The organism is Pseudomonas sp. 18.1.10 (genome assembly GCF_024655625.1).
Taxonomy (GTDB): domain Bacteria; phylum Pseudomonadota; class Gammaproteobacteria; order Pseudomonadales; family Pseudomonadaceae; genus Aquipseudomonas.
Genome location: NZ_JANLGL010000061.1, coordinates 1 through 24788, shown reverse-complemented (window position 1 = coordinate 24788; position 24788 = coordinate 1). Strand labels below are relative to the sequence as shown.

The 24788-nt window shown below is 61.5% G+C and carries 25 protein-coding genes; 11 read left to right on the top strand and 14 right to left on the bottom strand.

Features of this window, described 5'->3' with window-relative positions:
• Nucleotides 1–39 precede the first annotated feature (39 nt).
• Together htpX and NUV89_RS13120 are read right to left on the bottom strand one after the other, a co-directional pair.
• Nucleotides 40–927 carry a protease HtpX gene (gene htpX, locus NUV89_RS13125; RefSeq protein WP_017734400.1) on the bottom strand — a complete coding sequence of 296 codons (888 nt, stop codon included), beginning with the start codon at nucleotides 925–927 and terminating at the stop codon, nucleotides 40–42.
• 304 nt (nucleotides 928–1231) lie between these two features.
• On the bottom strand, nucleotides 1232–2443 hold the full coding sequence (locus NUV89_RS13120) for a pyridoxal phosphate-dependent aminotransferase (RefSeq protein WP_017734399.1): 1212 nt from the start codon (nucleotides 2441–2443) through the stop codon (nucleotides 1232–1234).
• Between the two features lie 202 nt (nucleotides 2444–2645).
• On the opposite strand from NUV89_RS13120, the gene msrB reads away from it, so the two are divergent.
• The 3 genes from msrB to NUV89_RS13105 all read left to right on the top strand — a co-directional run bounded on the left by msrB (nucleotide 2646) and on the right by NUV89_RS13105 (nucleotide 4196).
• Nucleotides 2646–3038: a peptide-methionine (R)-S-oxide reductase MsrB gene (gene msrB / locus NUV89_RS13115; RefSeq protein ID WP_257781652.1), complete on the top strand. Its 393-nt coding sequence runs from the start codon at nucleotides 2646–2648 to the stop codon at nucleotides 3036–3038.
• Nucleotides 3039–3222: 184 nt separating this feature from the next.
• Complete coding sequence (locus NUV89_RS13110; RefSeq protein WP_257781651.1) at nucleotides 3223–3708, top strand: glutathione peroxidase; 486 nt, start codon at nucleotides 3223–3225, stop codon at nucleotides 3706–3708.
• Nucleotides 3705–4196, top strand: coding sequence for a MarR family winged helix-turn-helix transcriptional regulator (locus NUV89_RS13105; protein ID WP_257781650.1), 492 nt, complete (start codon nucleotides 3705–3707; stop codon nucleotides 4194–4196). Before NUV89_RS13110 ends, NUV89_RS13105 begins: the two co-directional genes overlap by 4 nt.
• On the opposite strand, the gene NUV89_RS13100 is transcribed toward NUV89_RS13105, so the two are convergent.
• Entirely contained in the window at nucleotides 4150–6459 is a 2310-nt protein-coding gene (locus tag NUV89_RS13100) for an ATP-binding protein (RefSeq protein ID WP_257781649.1), read from the bottom strand. The genes NUV89_RS13105 and NUV89_RS13100 overlap by 47 nt on opposite strands.
• A 163-nt stretch (nucleotides 6460–6622) precedes the next feature.
• On the opposite strand from NUV89_RS13100, the gene NUV89_RS13095 reads away from it, so the two are divergent.
• Nucleotides 6623–7513 carry an ATP-binding protein gene (locus tag NUV89_RS13095; protein ID WP_257781648.1) on the top strand — a complete coding sequence of 297 codons (891 nt, stop codon included), beginning with the start codon at nucleotides 6623–6625 and terminating at the stop codon, nucleotides 7511–7513.
• Entirely contained in the window at nucleotides 7510–7992 is a 483-nt protein-coding gene (locus tag NUV89_RS13090; RefSeq protein WP_257781647.1) for a GAF domain-containing protein, read from the top strand. Before NUV89_RS13095 ends, NUV89_RS13090 begins: the two co-directional genes overlap by 4 nt.
• Before the next feature lie 44 nt (nucleotides 7993–8036).
• Here the strand turns inward: NUV89_RS13090 and NUV89_RS13085 are convergent, their stop codons facing one another.
• The 8 genes from NUV89_RS13085 to NUV89_RS13050 all read right to left on the bottom strand — a co-directional run bounded on the left by NUV89_RS13085 (nucleotide 8037) and on the right by NUV89_RS13050 (nucleotide 16825).
• Nucleotides 8037–11669: a transporter substrate-binding domain-containing protein gene (locus NUV89_RS13085; protein WP_257781646.1), complete on the bottom strand. Its 3633-nt coding sequence runs from the start codon at nucleotides 11667–11669 to the stop codon at nucleotides 8037–8039.
• An 8-nt stretch (nucleotides 11670–11677) separates the two neighbouring features.
• Nucleotides 11678–12301, bottom strand: a complete 624-nt coding sequence (locus NUV89_RS13080) for a response regulator transcription factor (RefSeq protein WP_017734391.1) — start codon at nucleotides 12299–12301, stop codon at nucleotides 11678–11680.
• Nucleotides 12302–12558: 257 nt separating this feature from the next.
• A complete protein-coding gene (locus NUV89_RS13075; protein ID WP_257781645.1) occupies nucleotides 12559–12954 on the bottom strand; it encodes a response regulator in 396 nt (131 codons plus the stop codon).
• Nucleotides 12955–13127: 173 nt separating this feature from the next.
• Nucleotides 13128–14459: a deoxyguanosinetriphosphate triphosphohydrolase gene (locus NUV89_RS13070; protein WP_257781644.1), complete on the bottom strand. Its 1332-nt coding sequence runs from the start codon at nucleotides 14457–14459 to the stop codon at nucleotides 13128–13130.
• 71 nt (nucleotides 14460–14530) lie between these two features.
• Nucleotides 14531–15694: an EAL domain-containing protein gene (locus tag NUV89_RS13065; RefSeq protein WP_257781643.1), complete on the bottom strand. Its 1164-nt coding sequence runs from the start codon at nucleotides 15692–15694 to the stop codon at nucleotides 14531–14533.
• A 92-nt stretch (nucleotides 15695–15786) separates the two neighbouring features.
• Nucleotides 15787–16128, bottom strand: a complete 342-nt coding sequence (locus NUV89_RS13060) for a hypothetical protein (protein WP_017734387.1) — start codon at nucleotides 16126–16128, stop codon at nucleotides 15787–15789.
• Nucleotides 16125–16508: a phage holin family protein gene (locus NUV89_RS13055; RefSeq protein WP_012723020.1), complete on the bottom strand. Its 384-nt coding sequence runs from the start codon at nucleotides 16506–16508 to the stop codon at nucleotides 16125–16127. The genes NUV89_RS13060 and NUV89_RS13055 overlap by 4 nt, the downstream gene beginning before the upstream one ends.
• A 2-nt stretch (nucleotides 16509–16510) precedes the next feature.
• On the bottom strand, nucleotides 16511–16825 hold the full coding sequence (locus NUV89_RS13050; protein WP_124525362.1) for a YqjD family protein: 315 nt from the start codon (nucleotides 16823–16825) through the stop codon (nucleotides 16511–16513).
• Nucleotides 16826–17171: 346 nt separating this feature from the next.
• Here NUV89_RS13050 and NUV89_RS13045 point away from each other — a divergent pair, with 346 nt between their 5' ends.
• Nucleotides 17172–18380 carry an ammonium transporter gene (locus NUV89_RS13045; protein WP_257781642.1) on the top strand — a complete coding sequence of 403 codons (1209 nt, stop codon included), beginning with the start codon at nucleotides 17172–17174 and terminating at the stop codon, nucleotides 18378–18380.
• Here NUV89_RS13045 and NUV89_RS13040 read toward each other — a convergent pair.
• Nucleotides 18367–20091 (bottom strand): monovalent cation:proton antiporter-2 (CPA2) family protein, encoded by a 1725-nt coding sequence (locus tag NUV89_RS13040; protein WP_257781641.1) that lies wholly within the window; start codon nucleotides 20089–20091, stop codon nucleotides 18367–18369. The two genes, NUV89_RS13045 and NUV89_RS13040, sit on opposite strands and share 14 nt — an antisense overlap.
• A gap of 246 nt (nucleotides 20092–20337) precedes the next feature.
• On the opposite strand from NUV89_RS13040, the gene NUV89_RS13035 reads away from it, so the two are divergent.
• The 3 genes from NUV89_RS13035 (at nucleotide 20338) to NUV89_RS13025 (ending at nucleotide 21918) form a co-directional block, all read left to right on the top strand.
• Nucleotides 20338–20574 carry a glutaredoxin family protein gene (locus tag NUV89_RS13035; protein WP_257781640.1) on the top strand — a complete coding sequence of 79 codons (237 nt, stop codon included), beginning with the start codon at nucleotides 20338–20340 and terminating at the stop codon, nucleotides 20572–20574.
• Between the two features lie 74 nt (nucleotides 20575–20648).
• Nucleotides 20649–20984, top strand: a complete 336-nt coding sequence (locus tag NUV89_RS13030) for a hypothetical protein (RefSeq protein WP_003189932.1) — start codon at nucleotides 20649–20651, stop codon at nucleotides 20982–20984.
• 43 nt (nucleotides 20985–21027) lie between these two features.
• Entirely contained in the window at nucleotides 21028–21918 is an 891-nt protein-coding gene (locus NUV89_RS13025; protein ID WP_257781639.1) for a pseudouridine synthase, read from the top strand.
• 55 nt (nucleotides 21919–21973) lie between these two features.
• Here the strand turns inward: NUV89_RS13025 and NUV89_RS13020 are convergent, their stop codons facing one another.
• Together NUV89_RS13020 and mobA are read right to left on the bottom strand one after the other, a co-directional pair.
• Nucleotides 21974–22195: a YgdI/YgdR family lipoprotein gene (locus tag NUV89_RS13020; protein WP_016978480.1), complete on the bottom strand. Its 222-nt coding sequence runs from the start codon at nucleotides 22193–22195 to the stop codon at nucleotides 21974–21976.
• 79 nt (nucleotides 22196–22274) lie between these two features.
• On the bottom strand, nucleotides 22275–22877 hold the full coding sequence (gene mobA, locus NUV89_RS13015) for a molybdenum cofactor guanylyltransferase MobA (RefSeq protein WP_257781638.1): 603 nt from the start codon (nucleotides 22875–22877) through the stop codon (nucleotides 22275–22277).
• A gap of 76 nt (nucleotides 22878–22953) precedes the next feature.
• Between mobA and moaB the strand changes: the two genes are divergently transcribed.
• On the top strand, nucleotides 22954–23493 hold the full coding sequence (gene moaB / locus NUV89_RS13010) for a molybdenum cofactor biosynthesis protein B (protein WP_017734379.1): 540 nt from the start codon (nucleotides 22954–22956) through the stop codon (nucleotides 23491–23493).
• Nucleotides 23486–24703, top strand: a complete 1218-nt coding sequence (gene glp / locus NUV89_RS13005; protein ID WP_257781637.1) for a gephyrin-like molybdotransferase Glp — start codon at nucleotides 23486–23488, stop codon at nucleotides 24701–24703. Before moaB ends, glp begins: the two co-directional genes overlap by 8 nt.
• Nucleotides 24704–24788 lie beyond the last annotated feature (85 nt).

Sequence of the window (24788 nt, the reverse complement as noted above, 5' to 3'; positions counted from 1 at the left end):
GGCGATCAGATCGCCCCTTTTTGTGTCACCCGTAACCTATCAGCCCCGACGACGCAGTGCGTCGATCCGCTCTTCCAGCGGCGGGTGGCTCATGAACATCCGAGCAAAACCCTGCTTGATGCCACCGTTGATGCCGAAGGCGGTCAGGCTGTCCGGCATATGCACTGGCAGGCCTTGTTCGGAGCGCAGGTGTTGCAGCGCGGCGATCATCGCCCCGGTACCGGCCAGGCGGGCACCGGCTTCGTCTGCACGGAATTCCCGTTTGCGCGAGAACCACATGGTGATCGCACTGGCCAGGAAGCCCAGTACCAGCTCGGCGAAGATCGTCGCCACGTAGTAGGCAATGCCGCGGCCTTCTTCGTTCTTGAAGATCACCTTGTCGACAAAGTTACCGATGATCCGTGCGAAGAACATCACGAAGGTGTTCACCACGCCTTGCACCAGCGCCAGGGTGACCATGTCACCGTTGGCCACGTGGCCGATCTCGTGGGCCAGTACCGCCTTCACTTCGTCATACGAGAAGCGTTCCAGCATGCCCTGGCTCACTGCAACGAGCGCGTCGTTCTTGTTCCAGCCAGTGGCAAAGGCGTTGGCTTCATAAGCCGGGAAGATCCCGACCTCCGGCATCTTGATGCCGGCCTCGCGGGACAATTGCTCGACGGTCTGCAGCAACCATTGCTCATGCCGGGTGCGTGGCTGGGTGATGACTTGGGTGCTGGTGCTCATTTTCGCCATCCACTTGGAGATGAACAGCGAGAACAGCGAGCCGGCAAAACCAAAGACCGCACAGAAAACCAGCAGCTGATTGAGGTTCAGGTCAACCCCGTTGGCCGCCATGAACCCGTTGAAGCCAAAAAGGCTCAGGGTGATGCTGGCAATCAGCACGACCGCCAGGTTAGTGGCCAAGAACAGCAGGATGCGCATCATGGTTGTAGAGTTCTCCTCATGCTTAATATGTCGCGTACTGCGGGGTATATAAGGTGCGGCATGGGGCTATTCAACCGAGCGACTATTTCAAACTGTGTCCTACAGCTTGAATGTAGAGCCTTGAAGGGATTTTCCGACCCGGAAAACCCCTCGTGATCGTCGCACCCATGCCTTAGCGTCCCGCAATTATAGGGGGCTTGCCGATCCTTGGCAGGCAGTGACAGGGGAAGGGGAGCAAAAGGCAGAGAAGTGTTGCCAGATACTCGCTGTACGACCGATTGTCGGTCGCACAGCGCCATTGTCGTTACTGGCGATAGGACTTCAGGAAGTTGCCAATGCGACCAATGGCCATGTCCAGGTCATCCACACGCGGCAAGGTCACCACGCGGAAGTGATCCGGCCACGGCCAGTTGAAGGCGGTGCCCTGGACCACCAGCAGCTTTTCCGACAGCAGCAGGTCGAGCACGAACTTCTCGTCGTTGAAGATCGGGCAGACTTTCGGGTCGATGCGCGGGAACGCGTACAGCGCGCCCATGGGTTTCACGCAGCTGACGCCGGGGATCGCGTTGAGCAGCTCCCAGGTACGGTTGCGCTGCTCCAGCAGGCGGCCCTGGGGCAGGACCAGGTCGTTGATGCTCTGGTAGCCGCCAAGGGCGGTCTGGATGGCGTGCTGGCTCGGCACGTTGGCACACAGGCGCATATTGGCCAGCATGTCGATGCCTTCGATGTAGCTCTGGGCATTGTGCTTGGGCCCGGAAATGGCGATCCAGCCGGAGCGGAAACCCGCCACGCGGTAGGACTTGGACAGGCCGTTGAAGGTCAGGCACAGCAGGTCTGGCGCCAGGGAGGCGGTGCACACGTGCACGGCGTCGTCGTAGAGGATCTTGTCGTAGATCTCGTCGGAGAACACCACCAGGTTGTGCTGGCGCGCCAGTTCCAGCATGCCCAGCAGTACTTCCTTGGAGTACACGGCGCCAGTCGGGTTGTTCGGGTTGATGATTACCAGGGCCTTGGTGTTCGGCGTGATCTTCGCCTTGATGTCGGCCAGGTCCGGGAACCAGTCGGCGCCTTCGTCACACAGGTAATGCACGGGGTGGCCACCGGCCAGGGTCACGGCGGCGGTCCACAGCGGGTAGTCCGGCGCCGGCACCAGCACTTCGTCGCCGTTGTTGAGCAGGGCCTGCATGGACATCACGATCAGCTCGGACACGCCATTGCCCAGGTAGATGTCTTCGATGCCGACGCCTTCCACCTGCTTCTGCTGGTAGTACTGCATCACCGCCTTGCGCGCGCTGAACAGGCCTTTGGAGTCACTGTAGCCCTGGGCGGTGGGCAGGTTGCGGATCACGTCCTGGAGGATTTCGTCCGGCGCTTCGAAACCAAAGGGCGCCGGGTTGCCGATGTTCAGCTTGAGGATGCGATGGCCTTCCTCTTCCAGACGCTTGGCGTGCTTGAGCACTGGGCCGCGAATGTCGTAGCAGACGTTGGCGAGCTTGTTCGATTTGCTGACCTGCATGGCGATGTGATCCTGAAAATGAACGATCCAGAAGGTAGGGGCACTACCGTACTGTGAATCCTGCGGGGCCCGCACCCATAAATACGTTTGAATGCCGGTAGCGCGGGTGCCAGACTGGCGTTTTGAAGAGGCGCAATCATACGTGCCACCTGATCTACGGAAAAGACACAGATCAGGGTTTTTCAGTTACCGAGGTGTACCGATGGAAAAGTTGCAGAAAACCGTTGATGAGTGGAAGGCGATGCTCGACCCCGAGCAGTACAACGTGTGCCGTCTCAAGGGCACCGAGCGACCTTTCAGCGGCAAGTACAATGCCACCAAGACCGATGGCGTCTATCACTGCATCTGCTGCAATGAGCCGTTGTTTGATTCCAGCACCAAATTCGATTCGGGTTGCGGCTGGCCGAGCTTCTACGCGCCGATTGCCGACAGCGCGATGATCGAGATCCGTGACGTCAGCCACGGCATGATCCGCACCGAAGTCACCTGCGCCAAGTGCGATGCGCACCTGGGCCACGTGTTCCCGGACGGCCCGCCGCCGACGGGATTGCGCTATTGCATCAACTCGGTGTGCCTGGACCTGGTACCCCGCTAGATCTGGATTTTGTGGCGAGGGAGCTTGCTCCCGCTGGGGTGCGAAGCGCCCCTAAAGCTTGCGACTGCTGCGCAGTCGAGCGGGAGCAAGCTCCCTCGCCACGGTTCTATTTCAGTTAATTAAATTGCATGCAATTTAATTGCTCGCTATGTTTGTCACTCTTTCCCATTCCTGAGGCACTGCCATGAGCAACAACCTGCTGAGCATCCCTTGCACCACCATCAAGGGTGAGCAAAAGACCTTGGCCGATTTTGCCGGCAAGGCCATTCTGGTGGTCAACACCGCCAGCAAATGTGGCTTCACCCCACAGTACAAGGGCCTGGAGCAACTCTGGCAGGCCTACAAGGACCAGGGCCTGGTGGTGCTGGGCTTCCCCTGCAACCAGTTCGGCAAGCAGGAGCCCGGCAACGAAGGCGCGATCAGCGAGTTTTGCGAGTTGAACTTTGGTGTCAGTTTCCCGTTGTTCAAGAAGATCGATGTCAATGGCAGCGATGCCCACCCGTTGTTCGTGCAGTTGAAGAAGCAAGCGCCAGGCTTGCTGGGCTCCAAAGGCATCAAGTGGAACTTCACCAAGTTCCTCATCGGTCGCGACGGCCAGGTCGTCAAGCGTTTCGCCCCGACCACCAAGCCGCAAGACCTGACCCAAGAGATCGAAGCCCTGCTCAAATGACCGACTTGCCCAACGTGTCCCTGGCCCTCGACGATCAGTTGTGTTTCAAGCTGTACGCGGCCTCCCGGGCGGTGACCCGCGCCTACAAGCCCATGCTGGACCGACTCGGCCTGACCTATCCGCAATACCTGGCCATGCTGGTGCTGTGGGAATGGCACGGCGCATCACCGGCGCAGCCCACGGTCAGGGCGCTGGGGGAGCGGCTGATGCTGGATTCGGGCACGCTGACGCCGCTGCTCAAGCGCCTGGAGCAGCTCGGGCTGGTGCATCGCCAGCGCAGTGCGCGGGACGAGCGTGAAGTGCATCTGAGCCTGAGCGAGGCGGGTGTGCAGTTGCGGCACCAGGCCCACGGTCTGAAAACCCGCCTGCTGTGCGACAGCGGCGTCGACCTGAACCAGGCCGACGCCCTGCGCGACGGCCTGGATCAGCTACTCGCGCAAATCAGAGGCTTGTCGAGCGCGGCACCCATAGATCCAGCAGGCCCTTGAGCTCTTCACGACGGAACGGCTTGGCCAGGTAGTCATTCATCCCCGCCGCCCGGCAGCGCTCGCGTTCTTCGGCCAGGGCGTTGGCGGTCAAGGCCACGATGGGCAGGTCCGGCCAGCGCCCGCTGCGACGAATCTGCCGGCTGGCCTCGTAGCCATCCATGACCGGCATGTTGCAGTCCATCAAGACCAAGTCAAAGTGCTGTTCCTCCAGGCACTTGAGCGCTTCACCGCCATGGGCGGCGACGATCACTTCGCAGCCCAGCTTGCCGAGCATGCCCTTGGCCACGAGTTGATTGACCGGGTTGTCCTCCACCAGCAGGATGCGCGCCCGGTGTGTGAGGGGTGGGGCGTCCAACTGGATCGGGTCGAGGAACGGTTGCGCGTCGCTGCGCAGGTTGCGTTGCAGGATCTGGTACAGCGCATTGCGGCTCAACGGGCGCGCCTGTTGTTGCAATGGCGCCAGCGCTGCGACTTCTTCGCTGGGCATGAAACTGCCATAGGCGGTGACCAGCAAGATCGGCGCGCTGAGGGTCGGGCGCAGGCGGAACAGGCATTCGGGGCAGTCGGTAATCAACAGGTCGGGGTTTCGCCCGCTCATGTCCGCGTCACGGGGATAGCAATGCGGCGTGAGCCCCCAATGGGGCAGCAGGCTGCTCAGCAGTTCCGCCAGGCCACTGCCGGCACTGGTAATGGCGATCACCTCACCCTGGAGTGGCACCGGGCGGGCGGCGGGCAAGTGGGTGGGCAGCGGTAGCTCGGCGCAGAACTGGCTGCCGAAGCCCACTTCGGAACTGATGCTCAAGCGGCCGCGCATCGCTTCGCACAGGTTGTGGGTCAAGGCCAGGCCGAGCCCGGTGCCGCCGAATTGCCGGGTGATGCCCGCGCCCGCCTGGGTAAACGGCTGGAATATCTTCAACTGTGCTTCTGGCGCAATGCCGATCCCGGTGTCGCACACCTCGATCCTCACCTGGCCGTTGTGCGCGCTGAGGCGCACGTCCACGCGGCCGAAGCGCGTGAATTTCAGCGCGTTGGAGAGCAAGTTGCTGACAATCTGCCGCACCCGCGTCGGGTCGCCGATGACCTGGGCCGGAAATTGCGGATCGATCAGGCACGTCAGCTCGACGCTCGACGCGGCGTTCTGCGACAGCAGGTTCGCGGTGTCTTCCACCAATGAACCGAGGTCGAAGGGGATCGACTCCAGTTCAAGCTGGCCGGCATCGAACTTGGACAGGTCGAGAATATCGTTGAGCAATTCCACCAGCACCTTGCCCGAATCATGGGCGATGGACAGTTGCTGGCGCTGCTCGGCGTTCAGCGGGCTGTCCAGGGACAGGGCGATCATCCCCAGCAGGCCATTGAGCGGCGTGCGGATTTCGTGGCTCATGTTGGCCAGGAACGCCGCTCTGGCCTGTGCCATGCCAATCGCGTTGACCTTGGCGGCTTCCAGTTCGGCGTTGGTCTGGCTCAGCCGCTGGTTGCTGGTCTTGAGCTCCAGGGTACGGGCCGAGACGATATGTTCCAGTTGCCCGAGGTATTCGGTGAGACGGTCTTCGGCGTGGCGGCGCTGCTGGATTTCGGTTTGCATGTTTTCGAATTGCTGGTTGGCCACATTCACCAACACGCCGATTTCGTCGTTTTCGTGACCGGGTGGGCAATCCAGGCGTGTTTGTTTGCTGGTGCTCAGCGCTCGAATGATGCGCACCAGGGGTTGGGTCAGCATCACGTAGAACAGGCCGAGCAAAATCCCGGTCAGCAGCAGGCTGCGGGCGAAGCCATTGAGCAGGGTGATCTCGGCGCGGCGCAGGAAGCGGCTGCCAAACGCGTAGGTATCGACGTCAAGGTGCAGCTCGCCGAGGGATTCGGTGGGCATGTGTGTCAGAAACAATCGGTCTTCGAACTGGCGGTTGGCGCCAAACAGGAAGTCGCTGATGGGCCGGTAGGGGCTTTGCGCGCGGGGTCGGTTGACGTCAGCGAGTACCACGCCGTTGTTGTCGACCAGCCGGGCGCGGATGATTGCCGGAGAATGCAACAGGCCCAGGGTCAACTCTTGCGCCAGTTCGGCGTCGATGTTGTAGGCGATACGTGACGCGGGGTTGTGGCTGATTTCGAGCAGCGAGCGTATTTCACGGTTGATGGATGCGTCTTCGCTGGCATAATCAATGCCGATTTGGATCAGACTGAGCAAGGTTCCCAAGACGAAACCGACCAGCACAGTCAATCGGGCTTGTTTATAAGACAAGCGGTGGGCGAACTTGATATCCATTGGGTGTTGAACCACTTCACGTTTCCCTTCGCCCGGCAAGCATAGCTGAACATCCACCGGCTCTGGCTTGCCCGGCACTAATCGGTTTTTACGCAGCCTCGTGTGTTTTGCCGCGGGGCTGCCAATACGCCATCTTTTGCAAGAACTTGCCAGAGGAATAATCGTGGATTCTCGATTGAATGCCTTTCTTGAGCGGGCCGATGCCGTGCTCGCCCGCCTGGAACCCTTGTTGCCCGCGCCGCGCCAAGCCATCGACTGGAACCAGTGCCTGGCTGCCCGTTGGCAGCGTGAAGGCCGCAGCGGTTTCTTGCTGCCGCTGGACGTGAGCCTGGACATGCGCCTGTCCGATCTGATCGGCGTCGACAAGCAGCGCGAAACCCTGGCACGCAATACCCAGCAGTTCCTCGATGGCCTGCCCGCCAACCATGCGTTGTTGTGGGGTTCACGGGGCACCGGCAAGTCGTCCATGGTGCGCGCCTTGCTGGCCCAGCACGCGCAGGCCGGCCTGCGCTTGATCGAGATCGAACGCGACCACCTGGCCGACTTGCCGCGCGTGGTCGAGCAACTGCTCAAGTTGCCGCAACGCTTCATCCTGTTTTGTGATGACCTGTCGTTCGAAGCGGGCGAGGGCGATTACCGCGTGCTCAAGAGCGTGCTCGATGGCTCCCTCGAACAGGCGCCGGAAAACGTGCTGCTGTACGCCACGTCGAATCGTCGTCACCTGGTGCCGGAAAACCAGAGCGACAATGACAACTGGAAACGCGTGGACGGCGAGCTGCACCCGAGCGAAGCCGTGGAAGACAAGATTGCCCTGTCTGACCGTTTTGGCCTGTGGCTGTCGTTCTACCCGTTCACCCAGGAACACTTCCTGGATGTGGTGGAGCACTGGATCGGCGAGCTGGCGGGCAAGGCCGGCTTGCAGTGGCAGCGCGATGAAAATCTCGACATCCTCGCTGTGCGCTGGGCAACCGGGCGCGGCAATCGCAACGGCCGTTGCGCGTATCAATTCGCCCGTTACTGGGTGGGCCTTAAATTGCTGGAGCGTCAATCGTGATCGATCTACAACAAGCCGGCACTGGCCTCGATGGCTACGTCATGCTGTGTGCGCAACTGGAGTCGCTGCTCGCCGACGAGCGTGACTTTATCGCCAACAGCGCACAGTTCTCTGCGTTCCTGTTCAACCAGCTGGACGATCTGAACTGGGCCGGCTTCTATCTGAACCGCAATGAAGAGTTGGTGCTTGGGCCATTCCAGGGCCAGATCGCCTGTGTGCGCATTCCGTTTGGTCGTGGCGTGTGCGGTGCGGCTGCGGCCTCGCGGCAAACCCAGCGGGTTGAGGACGTGCACGCGTTCCCTGGGCACATCGCCTGTGACAGCGCCTCCAACAGTGAACTGGTGGTGCCGCTGGTCAAGGATGGGCGGTTGATCGGCGTCCTTGATCTCGACAGCCCGTCGCTGGCGCGCTTTACCGCGCAGGACCAGGCGGGAATCGAACAGTTGGCCTCGATTTTCCTGCGCTTGACCGACTGCTGACCCGTCGCCGCAGGAGCGAGCAAATGCGCTCCTGCGGCGTGCGTTCAGGCGCGATTGAGCTCATTGAGGCGCGACTGCAGCATCCTCTCCAGCTCCAGCATGCATTTTTCCAGGGCCTTGATGCCTGTTTCGATTACCGCTTGTTCCTCCTCCCGGGCACAGGCTTGCTCCAGCGCTTCACATTGCCCGGCCAAGTCGCTGGCCTGTACGATACGTGCGGCGCCCTTGATCTTGTGGGCCTGCTCGATGATCTCCTGTGCCGGCGCCCGGCGCGCCAACAACCCCATCAATACCTGACGATCATGGCCGCTGCTGCTGAGCAGCTCTTCCAGCAGGCGTCGACTGAGCTGCGGGTCGCCCCCGGTGAGTGCGTCCAGGCTGCCGAGGTCTAGCTGCGTGCCGGATGCCTGCGGCCTGATTTGTGCCAGTTGTCGCTCCAGCGCAGTGAGGCTGATGGGTTTGAACAGGCAGTCATCCATGCCGGCTTCAGTGCAGCGCTGCTTTTCTTCGGGTTGAGCGTTGGCGGTAAAACCCAGGACGATGCACGGGCGCCGTTGTTCACGCTGCTCGTATTCACGGATGGACCGGGTCAATTCGTAACCGTTCATGATGGGCATGTTGCAGTCGGCGATCACCAGGTCGAAGTGCTCCTGACGCCAGGCCTGGAATCCTGCTGCACCGTGCTGGGCGGCCGTGAACTGGTGCCCCAGGTAGCCCAGTTGCTGGCACATCAGCAGGCGGTTGGCGGGATGGTCGTCCACTACCAGAACGTTAAGCACCTGGGCGGATGCGGGTGTCGCCGGCTTGAGGTCATCCGCTGCCTGGAGCGGCTGCAGGCGCGGCATTTTCAGGCTGACATGCACTTGTGTGCCCACCATGGGCACGCTACTCAGGCTCAATTGCCCGCCCATCATCGAGCACAGGCTGCGACAGATGACCAATCCCAGGCCGGCGCCACTGCGGGCCAGGTGGCCGGAGTTGTCCGCCTGGGAAAAAGGTTCGAACAGGCGCAGTTGATCGTCGCGGCTGATGCCAATGCCGGTGTCCTCTACGACCAGTTTCATCTCGACCTGCTGGGGCATCTCGGTGGCGAATACGTCGACCCGGATCTTCACCTGGCCGCGCTCAGTGAACTTGATGGCATTGCTGACCAGGTTGGACAACACCTGCTTGAAGCGCAAAGGATCGATCAGCACGTCGTTGTCGTCCGAGTCGGCCTTGTACTCAAGCAGCAGGCTGAGGGTTTTCTGGCGGGCCAGGCCGTCGAACACGCGCACCACGGACTCGATCACCTCCTTCAGGTTGACGCGTTCGGGGGCCAGGCTCAGGCGGCCGGATTCGATACGTGCGATGTCGAGGATATCGCCGATCAACTCCAGCAGATCCTTCGCCGAGTTGTAGGCCACTTCAATCGCCGGGCGGTCCAGGTGCCCCTGGTCGGCTCGTTTGAGCGTCAGTTCCAGCATGCCGATCACCGCATTCATCGGGGTGCGGATTTCGTGGCTCATGGTTGCCAGAAAGGTGCTCTTGGCGCGGTTGGCCTCGTCGGCGCGCTCTTTGGCAGTGCGCAGCTCATCGAATAGCTGGCGCCGTTCACTGATGTCAATCCAGCCGCCGATGATGCCCTGGACCTCTCCGGTAGAGTCGCGGTAGGGCAAGATCCAATGGTAGATCGTGTATTTCTTTCCCCGGATATGCAGGGGGCGATCCAGAATCAGAGGGTTGCCTTGTGCCACGACGCGTTGGTAGTCGGCGTGGTATTGAGTGGATTCGGCTTCCAGCGCCGTGCTGATCTGCATCGCACTTTTACCGATCACGTCTTCACGCTTGACGTCAAACACCTGCAGGTAGCTGTCGTTACAGGTCTGCAGCAACCCTTTGCGGTCCCGCACGTAGATGGGATGAGGGGTTTCGTTGACCAGCGCGCGCATGAATTCGAACTGGTCGTTGAGGGCCCGCTCCGCCATCTTGCGATGCTTGATCTGCCGGCGCATGTAGGCGTTCCAGGCCAGGGAGATCAATAACAACAGTCCGGTGCCGAGGATGATCTTGGCTATCAGGTCGTGGTAGTTGCGCCAATAGCCGTCGGAAGCCGCAGTGTAGCCCCGCCACCGGCTGTTGATGACCCCCAGCTCTTCCGGGGCGATGCTCAGCAGTGCCTTGTCCAGGATTGAACTGAGCTCGGTGGCTGCGCGGGACGTCGCCAGGGCGAATGTGGCTGGCGTGGTACCAATACTGAAACTGGTCTGGATCTTGTCCTGGAACATTGGCGAGGACAGGAAATAGTTGGCTACCACCAAGGTGTTCACCGCCCCCTCGACATGGCCTTGTACCAGCAGTTCGGCGGACTTAAAGGTGTCGCTTGTCTCTACCAGTTGAATGTCGGGGAAGTGTTCACGCAGGAAGGGTGTCATCGGGCTGCCTTGGGTCAACGCCAGGCGTTTGCCCGCCATTGCCTCCAGGCTGGCGGGCGCTTGATCTTCTTTGCGCGTCAACATCACATAGGAGTTTTCCAGGTAGGGTCGGCTGAAGTTGAGCTGGGTTTCGCGCTCGGCGCTTGGCGCGATGGCGCCAATCATGTCGGACTTCCCGGTTTCCAGCTGTTCGATCATCGTGCTCACGCCCCGCACGCGCGTGATCTCGAAACGCATGCCGGTGCGCAGGCGGATCAACTCCAGCAAGTCGGCGGTTATGCCGCGAAAATTGCCGTCGGTGTCGAAAAACGTCAACGGTGCGAAGGTCTCGTTGACCACCACCTTGATTACCGGATGGTCCTTGAGCCAACGCTCTTCGCGGCTGGTCAGTTGCAGCTTCTGGTCGGTCAACAGGATGTCGCTGCCGGCGCTCCAGCGCTTGGCAATACTTTCCCGTTCGCTACTGGGTACCGTGGCCAGCACCGAATTGACGATGCCCAGGAGCATGTGCTGGTCCTGGCGCAGGGCAAAGCTGAATCCATAGGCCTCGTGTTTGCCGAAGTTGGCCATGCGGATATTTTTCAGGTAGCCCTTGTTAATCATGAAATGGGTGGAAATGGTGTCGCCGAGAAACACGTCCGCCTGATCGAATGCCACTGCATTCAGGGCATTCTGATAGGAGGGGTAGGCGCGGATAATCGCTTTGGGATACAGCTTTTGCACTTCGTCCAGTGGCAGGTAGTGATACACCAGGCTCAAGCGCAGCCCGGCGAGGCCTTCGCTGAGGCTGCGGGTTTCGCCCTCACGGGTTACCAGTACCGGTTGATCCACGGCATAAGGTTCGGAGAGGGTCAACCTGGGGTTGGCAGCCTCGAAGCCGTTGGAGGAACCGAGCAGGTCGATTTCACCGGTTTCCAGCGCTTGAATGGACGCCTCCCGCGTGGGATAGCGCACCACCTTGACGGGCATTGCCAGCGCCTTGGCGAGAATCCCGGCGTAGTCGGCGGTGAGCCCTTCGTAGTCTTGCCCGCTGGACGTCAGGTCGAAGGGGGGGTAGTCAGGCAGCGCAGTGCCCAGCACCAGTTCGCGTTTGTTCTGTAGCCATTGGCGCTGGGCTTTGTCCAGTTGAGTGTCCAGTTGAAGGGACCCTGCGCGGCTCAGCAGGGTGAAGTGCTGCGGCTCCATTTGAGCCGCGACCACGATAGTGTTCAAGCATAGGCCTGCACTCAATACAATCAGATAATCCTTTATACGCCTGGGCATCCGCTTTCTCACACTAGCGCGTTTCGTTTTGCCAACTCGATAAGTTCTACCAAGGATTTGGCTTTCAGTTTTTGCATGAGCCTCTTTTTATAGGTGCTGACGGTTTTGTTACTTAAAAACATACCTTTGGCGATTTCTTTGTTGGTGCGGCCTTGTGCAAAAAGTTGCAAGACCATTAATTCCCTGTCGTTAACCGACTTGAACAGTTCAAGTTCCTGGGAGTTGGCATCGGTGGCGCCGGCATTCAACGCCTGGCTGGGGAAATAGTTATAGCCCGACAGCACCGCGCGGATGGCACTCAGCAGCTCACTCAGGTCGCCCTCCTTGCACACGTAGCCATCGGCGCCCGAACGCATACAGCGCGTGGCGAACAGCGTGGGGCTCTGGGCCGTGAGAATAAGGGTTTTCATCTGGGTGTTCATGGCATTGAACCGGCACAGCACTTCGAGCCCGTCGAGTTTCGGAATACTGATATCAAGAATGATCAGGTCCGGGAGGCATTCGCGCACCATCTGTATCGCATCACAACCATTGTCGGTTTCGCCGACGACTTTATAGCCTTCGTGTTCCAACAACATTCGAATCGCCAGCCGTATAACGGGGTGGTCATCGATAATGAAAACTGAGTTCATAATCCCATTCCATGCAAGTGCAAATAAAGCGGGCACATTAGCTCAGATGGTGTGTCGTGAGCATGAAGCTCAGTGGTGCTGGATACAAAACAAGAATATTCCTACAATAAAAAAGGCTGTTGCTTACGATTTGTCAGGACTTAATGCCAGGGTATGTCAGTGTGTCGCTCGTTGTGTGGAGGCAATGGCGTGGATAGCGAGCCGAGGTTGGCGCTGTACTGTGCTTTTCGTATTGCGTAATGTTTAACATCCTACAGCTAAAGGTCAGAAGTTGGATTTATCAGTGCGCTAAGTTCATCCCGATTCAAGGGTTTGGATAAGTAACCCAATATAGGCAGGCCGCGTTGCAGTGCCTGGGCATAGAGCTTCGAAAGTTCCAGCATGGACAGGCCACTGAGCAGGATGGCTGCGGTAATGAAGCCCCGACGGCTGGCTATTTCGACCAGTTCCAGCCCGGGCAGGTCCGGCAGGCACTGGTCGCAGAGCAGAAGGTCGAAAGGCGTCAGGGACCGGGTCATCTGGCGAATCGCGTGTTCGGCATTTTCCGCCAGCGTCAGCTGCTCGAAGCCGAAGCTCTTGAGCAGGCACTGGGTGGCCAGGAGCTGAAAGGGATGATCCTCCACCAGCAGAATACGCAGGCAATGTTGGGGCATAAAAGGGCACACACTGAGTCAAGCGTCGATGGGGCGGAGCGTAGGAATTGCTCTCAAGGTCGGCTAGAAGCGCGCGTGATTATTCTTTGAGTGGCTGTGCGAATTCGATCAGGCCGCTCTGTTCCCGTCGTAGGGCGATTCTTTTCAGGGAACAGGCTGCTTGATTGCCAACGTTATTGCGGGCTGGAGCGCCCGGTCATCTCCCGTGCCATTTCGGTGGCGTAGCTGTCGGTCATGCCGGCGATGAAATCGATCATGCGCAGGAACGAGGCGTGCAACGGCCAGGTCGGGTTCGGCGCGCTGTTGCCGAGCAAGTCGAGAATGCGCCGGTTCTTGAACGACGGCGTACGGCCGCCATGCTGTTCCAGCGCGGCGCCGCAAAAGGCGTTCAGGAGGATTTCCAGGGTGGTGTAGGCGCCGATTTCATGCAGGGTCTTGCGTTTGTCCTGGAAGATTTTCTTGCGCGCCATGTCCTTGGCATCCAGCACGCAGCGTTGGGCCGGGCCGTGCATATGTTCCACCAGGTCGCCGGGCAGGGTTCCGGCGAGCAAGGCGTCCTGTTGTTCAACGAAGGCCTGTGCCGCAGCGTTGGTCAGGTGTTCGATGGCCTTGCCGCGCAGGATCGCCAGTTTGCGTCGGCGCGAGTCGCCGGGGCCCAGCTGTCGATAGGTTTGCGGCAAGTCGTCGCCCACCAGGTTGAGCAGCAGTGCTTCGACCTCGGCGTATTGCAGCAACTCCATTTCCAGGCCGTCTTCCAGGTCGATCAAGGCATAGCAGATGTCATCTGCCGCCTCCATCAAGTAAACCAGTGGATGGCGCGCCCAGCGTTGTTCCTCCAGTTGCGGCAGGCCGAGCTTCTGGGCGATTTGCTCAAGAATCGGCAACTCGCTCTGGTAGCAGCCGAACTTGTGTTTCTTGTAGCCCAATGCGTCGGCGTGGCGGGCGGTCCAAGGGTATTTGAGGTAGGTGCCCAGGGTCGCATAGGTCAGCCGTGTACCCCCGTCGAACTGGTGATATTCCAACTGGGTAAGCACCCGGAAGCCCTGGGCGTTGCCCTCGAAATTGAGGAAGTCATTGCGCTCGGCGCTGCTCATGTCGTCCAGCCAGCCGCGCCCGGCCGCTTGTTGGAACCAGTGGCGGATGGCGTCTTCGCCGGAGTGGCCGAACGGTGGGTTGCCAATGTCGTGGGCCAGGCAGGCCGATTGCACCACCATGCCCAGGTCGCTCGGGTCGCACCAGTCGGGCAGGGCGCTGCGCAGGGTTTCGCCGACGCGCATGCCCAGGGAGCGGCCGACGCAGCTGACTTCCAGCGAGTGGGTCAGGCGCGTATGGATGTGATCGTTGCTCGACACCGGGTGCACTTGGGTCTTGCGGCCCAGGCGGCGAAACGCGCCGGAAAAAATGATGCGGTCGTGATCCTTGTGAAACGGGCTGCGCCCCAGTTCTTCCGGGCTGTGCAGGGTTTTTCCAAGACGTTCGCGGGTCAGTAGGGTGGGCCAATCCAAGGCGGGGACTCTCCGTTCGGTGAATGACCCGCCCAGCTTCCCGGTTCCGCCCTGGCGGGGCAAGCGAAAATCTACAGGCCGGCGGCATCGACATCGATTAACAGCAAGCGCTGACCGTTATCGAAGAATTGTCCGGCGGTCAGGCAGTATTGGTTGGTGGTGGCGTCGCGGTAGGTCGAGGACAGATTCAGCCGCCGTTCCTCCCAGCCTTCGGCCAGCAAATGATAGAAGTACGGGCGCCACGACCAGTTGTGGCCCAGGTAGCGGCTGTCAGCCTGCCAGGCGTCGTGCCGCCATTCGAAATTGGGGGTCAGTTGGGTGCCATGGCGGTCGCACTGGTAGAAGCGCAACAGCCAGGGGAAGTCCGGCAGTTGCGGCAGCTGGCTCAGCGGCGCCTGGCCCTGGGCCCAGGCCTGGAGGATGTTCATCAGTTCGGCCAACTGCTGGCGCAACTGCATGATGCGCCCACGCTCGGCGAGTTTTTGCTGCACGTACTGCGTGCGCAGCTGGGCAAACCGTGGCACAAAAGCGTCGGCGGCGAACCAGTCCAGTTGCGCCTGGGCGAATAGATAACCCTGCACATACCGCGCACCGCACTCCAGGGCAAAGCTCAACTGCGCTTCGGTTTCCACGCCTTCGGCAATGATCCAGCAGCCGGTTTTCTCGGCCATTTGCGCAAGGGCGCGCACCACTTCACTGCTCGGCCCGCCACGTGCGGCTTCCTGAAACAGGCGCATGTCGAGCTTGAGGATATCCGGCTGCAGGGCCAGCACCCGGTCGAGCTGGGAATAGCCGGCACCGAAATCATCGATGGCAATCCGCGCGCCGGCTTCGCGATAGCGCGCCACCACGTCGGCCAGGCGTTGGATATCACCGCCCAATTCTGTGATCTCGAACACGATCCGCCGCGGATCGACACCCTGGGCGTGCACTTGCTTGAGGCTGGGCAGCGCTTGCCCGGGGCGCAGGCGGTTGATCCAGCGCGGCGAGATATTCAGGCTGAGGAACCAGTCGTCGGGCACTTCATGCAGGCGGCTCAACGCGTTGTCGCGGATTTGCCGATCAAGGCGGCGCAAGGTCACGCCAGGCGTGCGCGGGTCGGCGAACAGCGGGCCCACGGAGAGCAGGCTACCGTCTGGTTGGCGCAAGCGACCCAGGGCCTCGACGCCAGCGATGCGCCCGGTGGCGGTGTCGATAAACGGCTGGAAGCAGGCGAGCGGTTGCCCGTCGATCACAGGGCCTCCTTAAAGAGTTGGCGAAAAAAAGACCCGGCTCTCGAACACGAGAGCCGGGCCGCTTCTGTTTGCAAGAATGCAGCCAGGGTGGCTCAACCTTTGCGCGAAGCGCCCTGCATGGCCAGTTTTATCAGCGGGATCAACCCGGCGCCCAGCCGCACCAGGCGCGTCAGGCTGCTGATACTGCCGCCCTTGGCGCCCTTGCCGGTGAAGAAGCCGAGCAGCGTCACCGCGGCCACGCCCCACAGCGGCGCATGCTTGATGCCGAGGTTGTCCTGCCAGTTCTGGCCCATGTTGCGCACCTTGGTCAGCGGTGCCAGCAGTTGCTGGGATTCGTGGCGGATCTCCTGGCGGTGCATTTCCATGCGCAGGCGGATTAACGCCTTGCGCATTTCCCGGCGAGAGGTGTTCTGCGGGATTTCAGTCAGGCTCATGGCAGCAGGCGCTCCCGGTCATTGGCCAGCTCTTCGAGGGTGGCGTGGAACGGCGTGGACTCATCGAACACCGCCGCTTTCAAGCGCACCCCGCAGAACGCTGCGGCCAGGCTGTAGAACACGCAGAGGCAGATGATCCCGGTGAGGCGGTAGCCGGTGTCCCACACGAGGATCATCACCAGCGTCGACAACCCCACCAGCAACAGCAGCGCGAACACCAGCGCCAGGCCGGCAAACAGCAGCAGGCTGACGGTGCGCGCCTTCTGTTCCTGCAATTCGATGCCAAACAGTTCGACGTGGCTGTGCAGCAAGCCCAGCACGGCCGCGCCCAGACGTCTTGAGGTAGTGCCCGTTGACGAGCCGGTTTCGCCGATAGACATGATTAGCGCCTTGTGGCCAGCAGGCCGATCAAAAAGCCCACGCCGGCGGCAATGCCTACCGACTGCCAAGGGTTGGCCTGCACGTAGTCTTCGGTGGCGGTGACGGCGGCCTGGCCGCGTTCGCGCAGGGAATCTTCGGTCACTTGCAGGGTTTCGCGGGCCTTGAGCAGGCTGTCGTGGATCTTGCTGCGCAGCTCGTCAGCCTGGTCGCCGGCCAGCACCTTGGTGTCGTCCAGCAGCTTCTCGGTGTCGCTGACCAGGGTTTGAAAATCCTCCAGCAGGATTTCTTGAGCAGTCTTTGCGGTTTTTCTGGCCATGGTTATCTCCGTGATGGGCTGATCTGTACTGTGGCTTTCGAGTCACCGGTATCGGTGAAGGTTCAGTGCAATTGTCTGGTACAGCTTTTGCTTTGCCTTGGTGCGCACGCCACGGGGCTTGCGCAAAATCCGGGCGGTCGGGCAGGAAGCCTTGAAAAACCTTACCCTAAATAACTGAAACTCGCGGAAAAACCCTGTCGGCATCGGCCTATTGCGTTGATCGCTGCGCTAAAGCGGTTCACGCCCTCTGCAGAGGGGTGGAACCGGTGGTGCCAATTTAGTGCGCGCAACCCGGGCTTGAACCGCTTTGGTGCTTTTTGCCTTTAATGCAGGCCTGCCAACCTCCATGGAAAATTTGCAAAGTGCAGTGGACACGCTGGTCCACAGTTCCAACACCCTGTTTATCCTGATTGGCGCGGTCATGGTCCTGGCCATGCACGCCGGCTTCGCGTTTTTGGAAGTCGGCACCGTGCGCCAGAAAAACCAGGTCAACGCGCTGTCGAAAATCCTCAGCGACTTCGCCATCTCGACCTTGGCTTATTTCTTTATAGGCTATTGGATCTCCTACGGCGTGAGCTTCATGCAACCGGCGGCGGTCATCAGTGCCGATCACGGCTATGGCCTGGTGAAGTTCTTCTTTCTGCTGACCTTCGCGGCGGCGATCCCGGCGATCATTTCCGGCGGCATTGCCGAGCGTGCGCGGTTTGCTCCGCAGTTGTGCGCCACGGCGCTGATCGTGGCGTTTATCTACCCGTTTTTCGAAGGCCTGGTGTGGAACGGCAACTTCGGCCTGCAAGCCTGGCTGCTGGCGACCTTTGGCGCCAGCTTCCATGACTTCGCCGGTTCCGTGGTGGTGCACGCCATGGGCGGCTGGCTGGCGCTGGCGGCGGTGCTGTTGCTGGGCCCGCGCAACGGGCGCTACCGGGACGGCCGGCTGGTGGCGTTTGCGCCATCGAGCATTCCGTTCCTGGCGTTGGGCTCGTGGATTCTGATCGTCGGCTGGTTCGGCTTTAACGTCATGAGTGCACAGACGCTGAGCGGCGTCAGTGGCCTGGTGGCGGTCAACTCGCTGATGGCCATGGTCGGTGGCACGGTGGCGGCGCTGGTCATCGGCCGCAATGACCCAGGTTTCCTGCATAACGGTCCATTGGCCGGGCTGGTGGCGATCTGTGCCGGTTCCGACCTGATGCACCCGGTGGGCGCGCTGGTCACCGGGGCGGTCGCCGGTGGCCTGTTCGTGTGGTGCTTTATTGCCGCCCAGGACCGTTGGAAGATCGACGACGTGCTCGGCGTGTGGCCGCTGCACGGCCTGTGTGGTGTATGGGGCGGCATCGCCTGCGGTATCTTCGGCCAGACCGCGCTCGGCGGGTTGGGCGGCGTCAGCCTCATCAGCCAGTTGATCGGCACCGCCCTCGGCGTGGCGGTGGCGTTCGCGGGCGGGTTGCTGGTGTACGGCACCATAAAGCGCGTATCGGGCCTGCGCCTGAGCCAGGAAGAGGAATACTACGGCGCGGACTTGTCGATCCATAAGATTGGCGCGATCAGTCAGGATTGATCGAGTTGTCGGCCTGCGCGTAAAAACCGTGCAGCAGGCGATAGCGGTTCTGCCGCACTTCATCGACCCGCGCCTGCACCTCTTGGTCCGGCAGGCCCAGCAGGATCAAGGCGTGGGAGGCGAGCATCAGGCTCGACTCCAACAGCTCGGGCACCACTTCGCTGGCGCCCGCGGCTTTCAATTCGGCCAATTGGCTGTCATCGCGGGTCCGCACCAGGATCGGCACCTCGCGGTTGACGCGTCGCGCTTCCTTCAACACCGCCAGGGCCACCTCGGTGTTGTCCACGGCAATCACCACCAGCCGCGCGCGCTCCAGGCCCACCGCACTGAGCAGCGCACCGCGCCGGCAATCGCCGTAATGCACGCTGCTGTCTTCGGTGGCGGCTTCCTGCACCCGTTCCGGGTCGTCATCCAGGGCGATAAACGCTTGTTGTTCCCTGCGCAGAAAACGCCCGATGGATTGCCCGACGCGGCCATACCCGCAAATCACCGCATGTCCGCGCAGCTCGGCGTTGAGCGCGGTGATTTCTTCCAGCTGCACTTGCTGGTTGGGCTTGCGGTGCAGGCGCAAGGCGATGGCCGGCGCGGCGCGCAACAGCAGCGGTGTGAGCAGCATCGAACAGAAGGTGGCGGCGAGCAGCAGGCCATTAAATTCGTCCGGGATCAGCCGGCTCTGCTGCATCTGCGCCATCAAGGCAAAACAGAACTCGCCGCCCTGGGCCAGGGCCAGGCCGCTGCGCCAGGCGGTTTCACTGTCGCTGCCGCGCCACTTGACCAGCGCGGCGACCACGCAGCCTTTGACCAGCATCAAGGTGAGGGTCAGGCCGAGGATCAACAGGCTATGGCTGACGAACAATTGCAGGTCGATCAGCATGCCGATGCTGACGAAAAACAGCCCCAGCAAGATGTCGCGAAACGGGCGGATATCCGCTTCGATCTGATGGCGGTAATGGCTTTCCCCCAGCAGCATGCCGGCGAGAAAGGCACCGAGGGCAGGGGACAGGCCCAGCAGGTGCGTGAGCCACGCAGTGAGCAACACGATCACCAGCGCCAGCAGTACAAACAACTCCGCCGAATGGGACGCGGCCACCTCATGAAACAGGCGCGGCAATAACCAGCGACTGGCCAGCAACAGGCCAACAAACAGCACCACGGTCTTGGCCAACGTCAGCGGCAGCGCGATGTACCAGGCCTGCTCGCCGGTGCCAGCAAACACCGGCACCAGGGTCAGCAGTAATACCGCCACCACGTCCTGGAACAGCAACACGCCAATCGCGTTCTGCCCATGGCTGCTGAAGATTTCGCCGAGGCTGGTCAACTCCTTGCTGACAATGGCCGTGGAGGACAACGCCAACCCCGCGCCCAACAACAACGCAATGCCCGGCGCCACACCGAGGATCATCAGCAACAGCCCCAGCAGCACCCCGCAGCCCAGCACCTGCAAACTGCCCAGGCCAAACACCACGCGGCGCAGGGCGAACATTTTGCTCAGGGAAAACTCCAGGCCCAGGGAGAACAGCAGGAACACCACGCCCAGCTCGGCGAGGTCGGGCAGTTCTTCGCTGTCATTCACCCAGTCCAGGGCGGTCGGCCCCACCGCCAGGCCCACGCACAGGTAGCCCAGCACGGGCGGCAATTGCAGCCGGCGAAACAGGGCAATCACCACCAGGGATGAGGCCAGAATAATCAGCAGGTTGGCAAACACACGCATCTCCGTTGCAAGGGGCAGGCAAAAAAGCCGCGAGAATCGCTGAATCAGTTATAGGCCATGCTGATTTAGGTCACGGTTTATTGTGGCGAGGGAGCTTGTTGTGGCGAGGGAGCTTGCTCCCGCTGGGGCGCGAAGCGGCCCCAAAATCTTGGGAGCGCTGCGCACTTCAGCGGGAGCAAGCTCCCTCGCCACAGGGGGAATGTGGGCATAGAATGATCGCCTACTTTCTGACCGGGTCCATTCGTCATGCTTCCTGAATGCCAGCTGTTCGGCACCCTGGGTTGCCATCTTTGTGAAGTCGCAGAAGCCGTTCTCATGCCGTTCGTCGAACACGGGTTGTTGGTTGAATTGGTCGATATAACCGACCCCGAAGACTTGACCGATGCCTACGGCCTAAGGATTCCGGTACTCCGACGGGCCGACACGGGCGCTGAGCTGGACTGGCCGTTCGACGCCGAACAGGTGGTCGCCTTCCTTCGCTGAGGTTTCGGCGATGGCGGGTTTCCAAATATTAAGTTACTGTATGTTTGTACAGCGATTGAATAGAGGGAACGCCCGTGGTGAATGTTGAACAACTGAAAAGCAGCGTCAATCGCATGTCCGCCGATGTCGTGCGCGATGCGGTGAACGAGCTGCGCCTCGACGGCCTGGTCACGGAAGGCAAGACGCCGTTTAACAAAGTGCACTTCAATACCTGCTTTGCCGAGATCGAGGCGCTGTTCCAGCGCGCCGGTTATCACAAGCAGTTGGATGTGGTGGGTTACCAGGGCTTGCTGTACGCGTTGTACGATCCGGGCCGCTGGGAAGCGGTGGACGTGCTGCGCTGGCTCAAGGAGTTCACCGAGGCCGCCAGCGCCTCGCCGGTGCTGCGGGCGCAATTGGCCAAGGCCTGAGCCATGCGGGATAATGCCCGCCGGTTTTCCCTAGGCTTTACCCATGTCCACTTCGATTTTTATCCCGTCCGAGCACCAGGCCAGCACCTTGTACCTGCCACCCGGGCCTTGGGCCACGGTGCTCGATTGCCTGTGCGAACACTTCCCGGCGATCAGCCGTGAACACTGGCTGGACCGCATCGCGCGGGGTCGGGTGCTGGATGTACACGGAAAGCCGATCCACTTGGGCCTGGCCTACAAGGAAGGCCTGTGCATCTACTACTTCCGCGAAGTGCCGAACGAAAAAGTGATCCCGGTGGAGGAGACCATCCTCTACGCCGACGAACACCTGGTGGTCGCCGACAAGCCGCACTTCCTGCCCGTGACGCCAGCCGGTGAGTACGTCGAGCAAACCCTGCTGCGCCGCTTGATCCGCCGTTTGGACAACCCTTCACTGGTGCCCCTGCACCGCATCGACCGGCACACGGCAGGGCTGGTGCTGTTCTCGGCCAACCCGGCGAGCCGCTCGGCGTATCAACAGCTGTTTCCCACGCGCCAGATCGATAAATTCTACGAAGCCATTGCGCCAGCGCTGCCAGACCTGAGCTTTCCGCTCGTGCATAAAAGCCGCCTGGTGGATGGCGAACCGTTCTTCCGCATGCAGGAAGGTCCCGGCGCCAGCAACACCGAGACGGCGGTTGAGGTGCGCGAGAAGCACGGCGACCTGTGGCGCTACGGCCTGTTCCCCGTGACCGGCAAGAAGCACCAGCTGCGCGTGCACATGACCGCGCTCGGCGCGAGTATCTGCAACGATCCGTTCTACCCCGATGTGCTCAAGGATGCCGTGGACGACTACGCCAACCCGCTGAAACTGCTGGCCCAGGGCGTGCGGTTCATCGACCCGGTGAGCGGCGAAGAGCGCCAGTTCCGCAGCCAGATCACCCTCGACTGGTAACCCCCGCAAACGACAAGGCCCGCACATGGCGGGCCTTGTTGGCAAACGTTAAGACTTACAGGTCTTTAACGGTGCGGACCTGATCCTTGTTGATGCGGGTCTGCTTGCCGTCCAGCTGTTCGAATTCGTAGAAGCCTGAATCCTTGTCGAATTTAGGGGTGTCGACGGCCTGGATTTCGCGACCGTCATTCAGGGTAATCACTGTTGGCGAAGCGCAACCGGCGAGGGTGGCGAGGCCCAGTGCAAGCATGAGAGCGGCGATGGTCCGTTGAGTCATGGTGTTGTCTCCGAGAGAATTCTTTTGAAAAGCTGACCTTGTGACGCGCGAGGCGTCGGCAAAGTTCCTTGTGCAAGGTTCATTCTGACACGCCATGACCGGGGAGTAACAGCTCGGGGGTGTTCAGGTTGGCCAGGCGCGGATCATCGGCCGGGCACTCCAGGCCCACCGCGCCCAGTTTCATGAAGATCTGCCGTGGGCTGCGTTCGCCGGCGTGCCAGGCGGTTTCCACCGCGTCCCGCAGGGACGTGGGCAGGATGCAGATCAGCGGCTCCCAGAATTGACCATGGCGCACCATCACCGGCACAAGGGGATTGCGCTGCGCCGTCTCACGCAACTCGTTCAATAGTCGCGCATCGAGTTGCGGCACATCGCACGGCAGGATCAGCAAGTGCCCATGGCGTGCGCCGCCAAGGCCGGCACGAATCCCGGCGAGCGGGCCGGGGAAGTCCGCGCTGTCGTCGTTGACCAACTGGTCGGCAAACGCCGCGTAGCGTTCGGGGTTGCGATTGCACGAGATAATCAGGTCGTCCGTCAACGGCCGCACCAGGGCGTGCAGATGGGCGATCAACGGTTGGCCGCGCCATTCCAGCAGGCCCTTGTCCAGGCCGCCCATGCGCTGGCCACGGCCACCGGACAACAGCAACACCGAACAGGGCAGGGCAGATGAATCGATAGGCATGGCAGTTCCGCAGCGGCAGCAAAAGGGGGGCCTGTGATATAACACCGGCCTGTTTCTTCGACAACCGGACCGTGCCATGACCGCCAAGGCAGATGCGCCCTTCGTACCCCTGAACATCGCTGTACTGACCGTCAGCGACACCCGCACCCTGGACACCGACACCTCGGGCCAGGTCTTCGTCGACCGCCTCACCGCCGCTGGCCACAACCTGGCCGAGCGCGTGTTGCTCAAGGACGACCTCTACAAGATCCGCGCCCAGGTTGCCCACTGGATCGCCGAAGACGTGGTGCAGGTCGTGCTGATTACCGGCGGCACCGGCTTCACCGGCCGCGACAGCACCCCGGAAGCGGTGAGCTGCCTGCTGGACAAGCAGGTCGACGGCTTTGGCGAACTGTTCCGCCAGATCTCCGTGGCCGATATCGGCACCTCCACCGTGCAATCCCGCGCCCTGGCCGGCCTGGCCAACGGCACCCTGGTGTGCTGCCTGCCGGGTTCGACCAATGCCGTGCGCACCGGCTGGGATGGCATCCTCGCCGAGCAGTTGGACAACCGTCACCGCCCGTGCAACTTCGTACCCCACTTGAAGCAGGCCGAGCCCTGCGCCTCCCGTGGGTAAGCCCGGCAAGACCGGCGCCCTGATGCCGGTGGAAGACGCCTTGGCGCAACTGCTGGCGATGGCCGAGGCCGCGCCGATCCGTGAACCGCACACCTTGCCCTTGGCCGAGTGCGATGGCCGCGTCCTGGCGCACGACCTGATCGCCACCCTCGACCTGCCGCCCTGGCCCAACAGCGCCATGGACGGTTACGCCCTGCGCCTGGCGGACTGGCACGGCGAGCCGCTGGCGGTCAGCCAGCGCATCTTCGCCGGGCAGGCGCCGCAGCCTTTGGCCGCCGGTACCTGCGCGCGCATCTTCACCGGCGCGCCGGTACCCGAAGGTGCCGATTGCGTGGAGATGCAGGAAAACGCCGTGGTCCACGCCGACGAGCGCGTGAGTTTCAGCGAGCCCCTGCACCTGCAGCAGAACATCCGCCCCCAGGGCCAGGAAACCACGGTCGGCGAGTTGGTCTTGAACGCCGGCACACGCCTGGGGCCGATCGAGCTGGGGCTTGCCGCCTCGCTGGGGCGGGACCGCCTTGAAGTCGTACGTCGCCCGCGCGTGGCGGTGCTGTCCACCGGTGACGAGCTGATTGAGCCCGGCCTGCCGCTGGGGCCCGGGCAGATCTACAACAGCAACCGCCGCGTGTTGTGCTCCTGGCTGGAGCGCATGGGCTGTGAAGTGATCGACGCCGGTATCCTGCCCGATGACTTGGAACAGACCCGCACCCGCCTGGCGGGACTGGGCAACGTCGACCTGATCCTGTCCACCGGCGGCGTGTCGGTAGGCGAAGCGGATTTCCTTGGCATTGCCCTGCGTGAAGAAGGCGAGCTGGCGTTGTGGAAACTGGCGATCAAACCAGGCAAGCCGCTGACCTTCGGGCACTTCCGTGGCGTGCCGGTGATCGGCCTGCCGGGCAACCCGGCCTCGACCCTGGTGACCTTTGCACTGTTGGCGCGGCCGTACCTGCTGCGGCGCCAAGGGGTGGCGGATGTCGAGCCGCTGCGCTTCGCAGTGCCGGTGGGGTTCGTGTGGCCCAAACCGGGTAACCGCCGCGAGTACCTGCGCGGGCGCATCGAGCAGGGCAAGGCGATCATCTACCGCAATCAAAGCTCCGGTGTGCTGCGCAGCGCGGCGTGGGCGGAGGGGTTTGTGGAAGTGTTGGAAGGGACGACGTTGGCGGAGGGGGATACAGTCAACTTCATTCCGCTGAGTGAAGTCCTTAACTGACAGTGAAGATCCAATGTGGGAACGGGCTTGTGTGGGAGCGGGCTTGAACTGGTCAAGTAATCTTGGACACCGATTAAGGTTCACG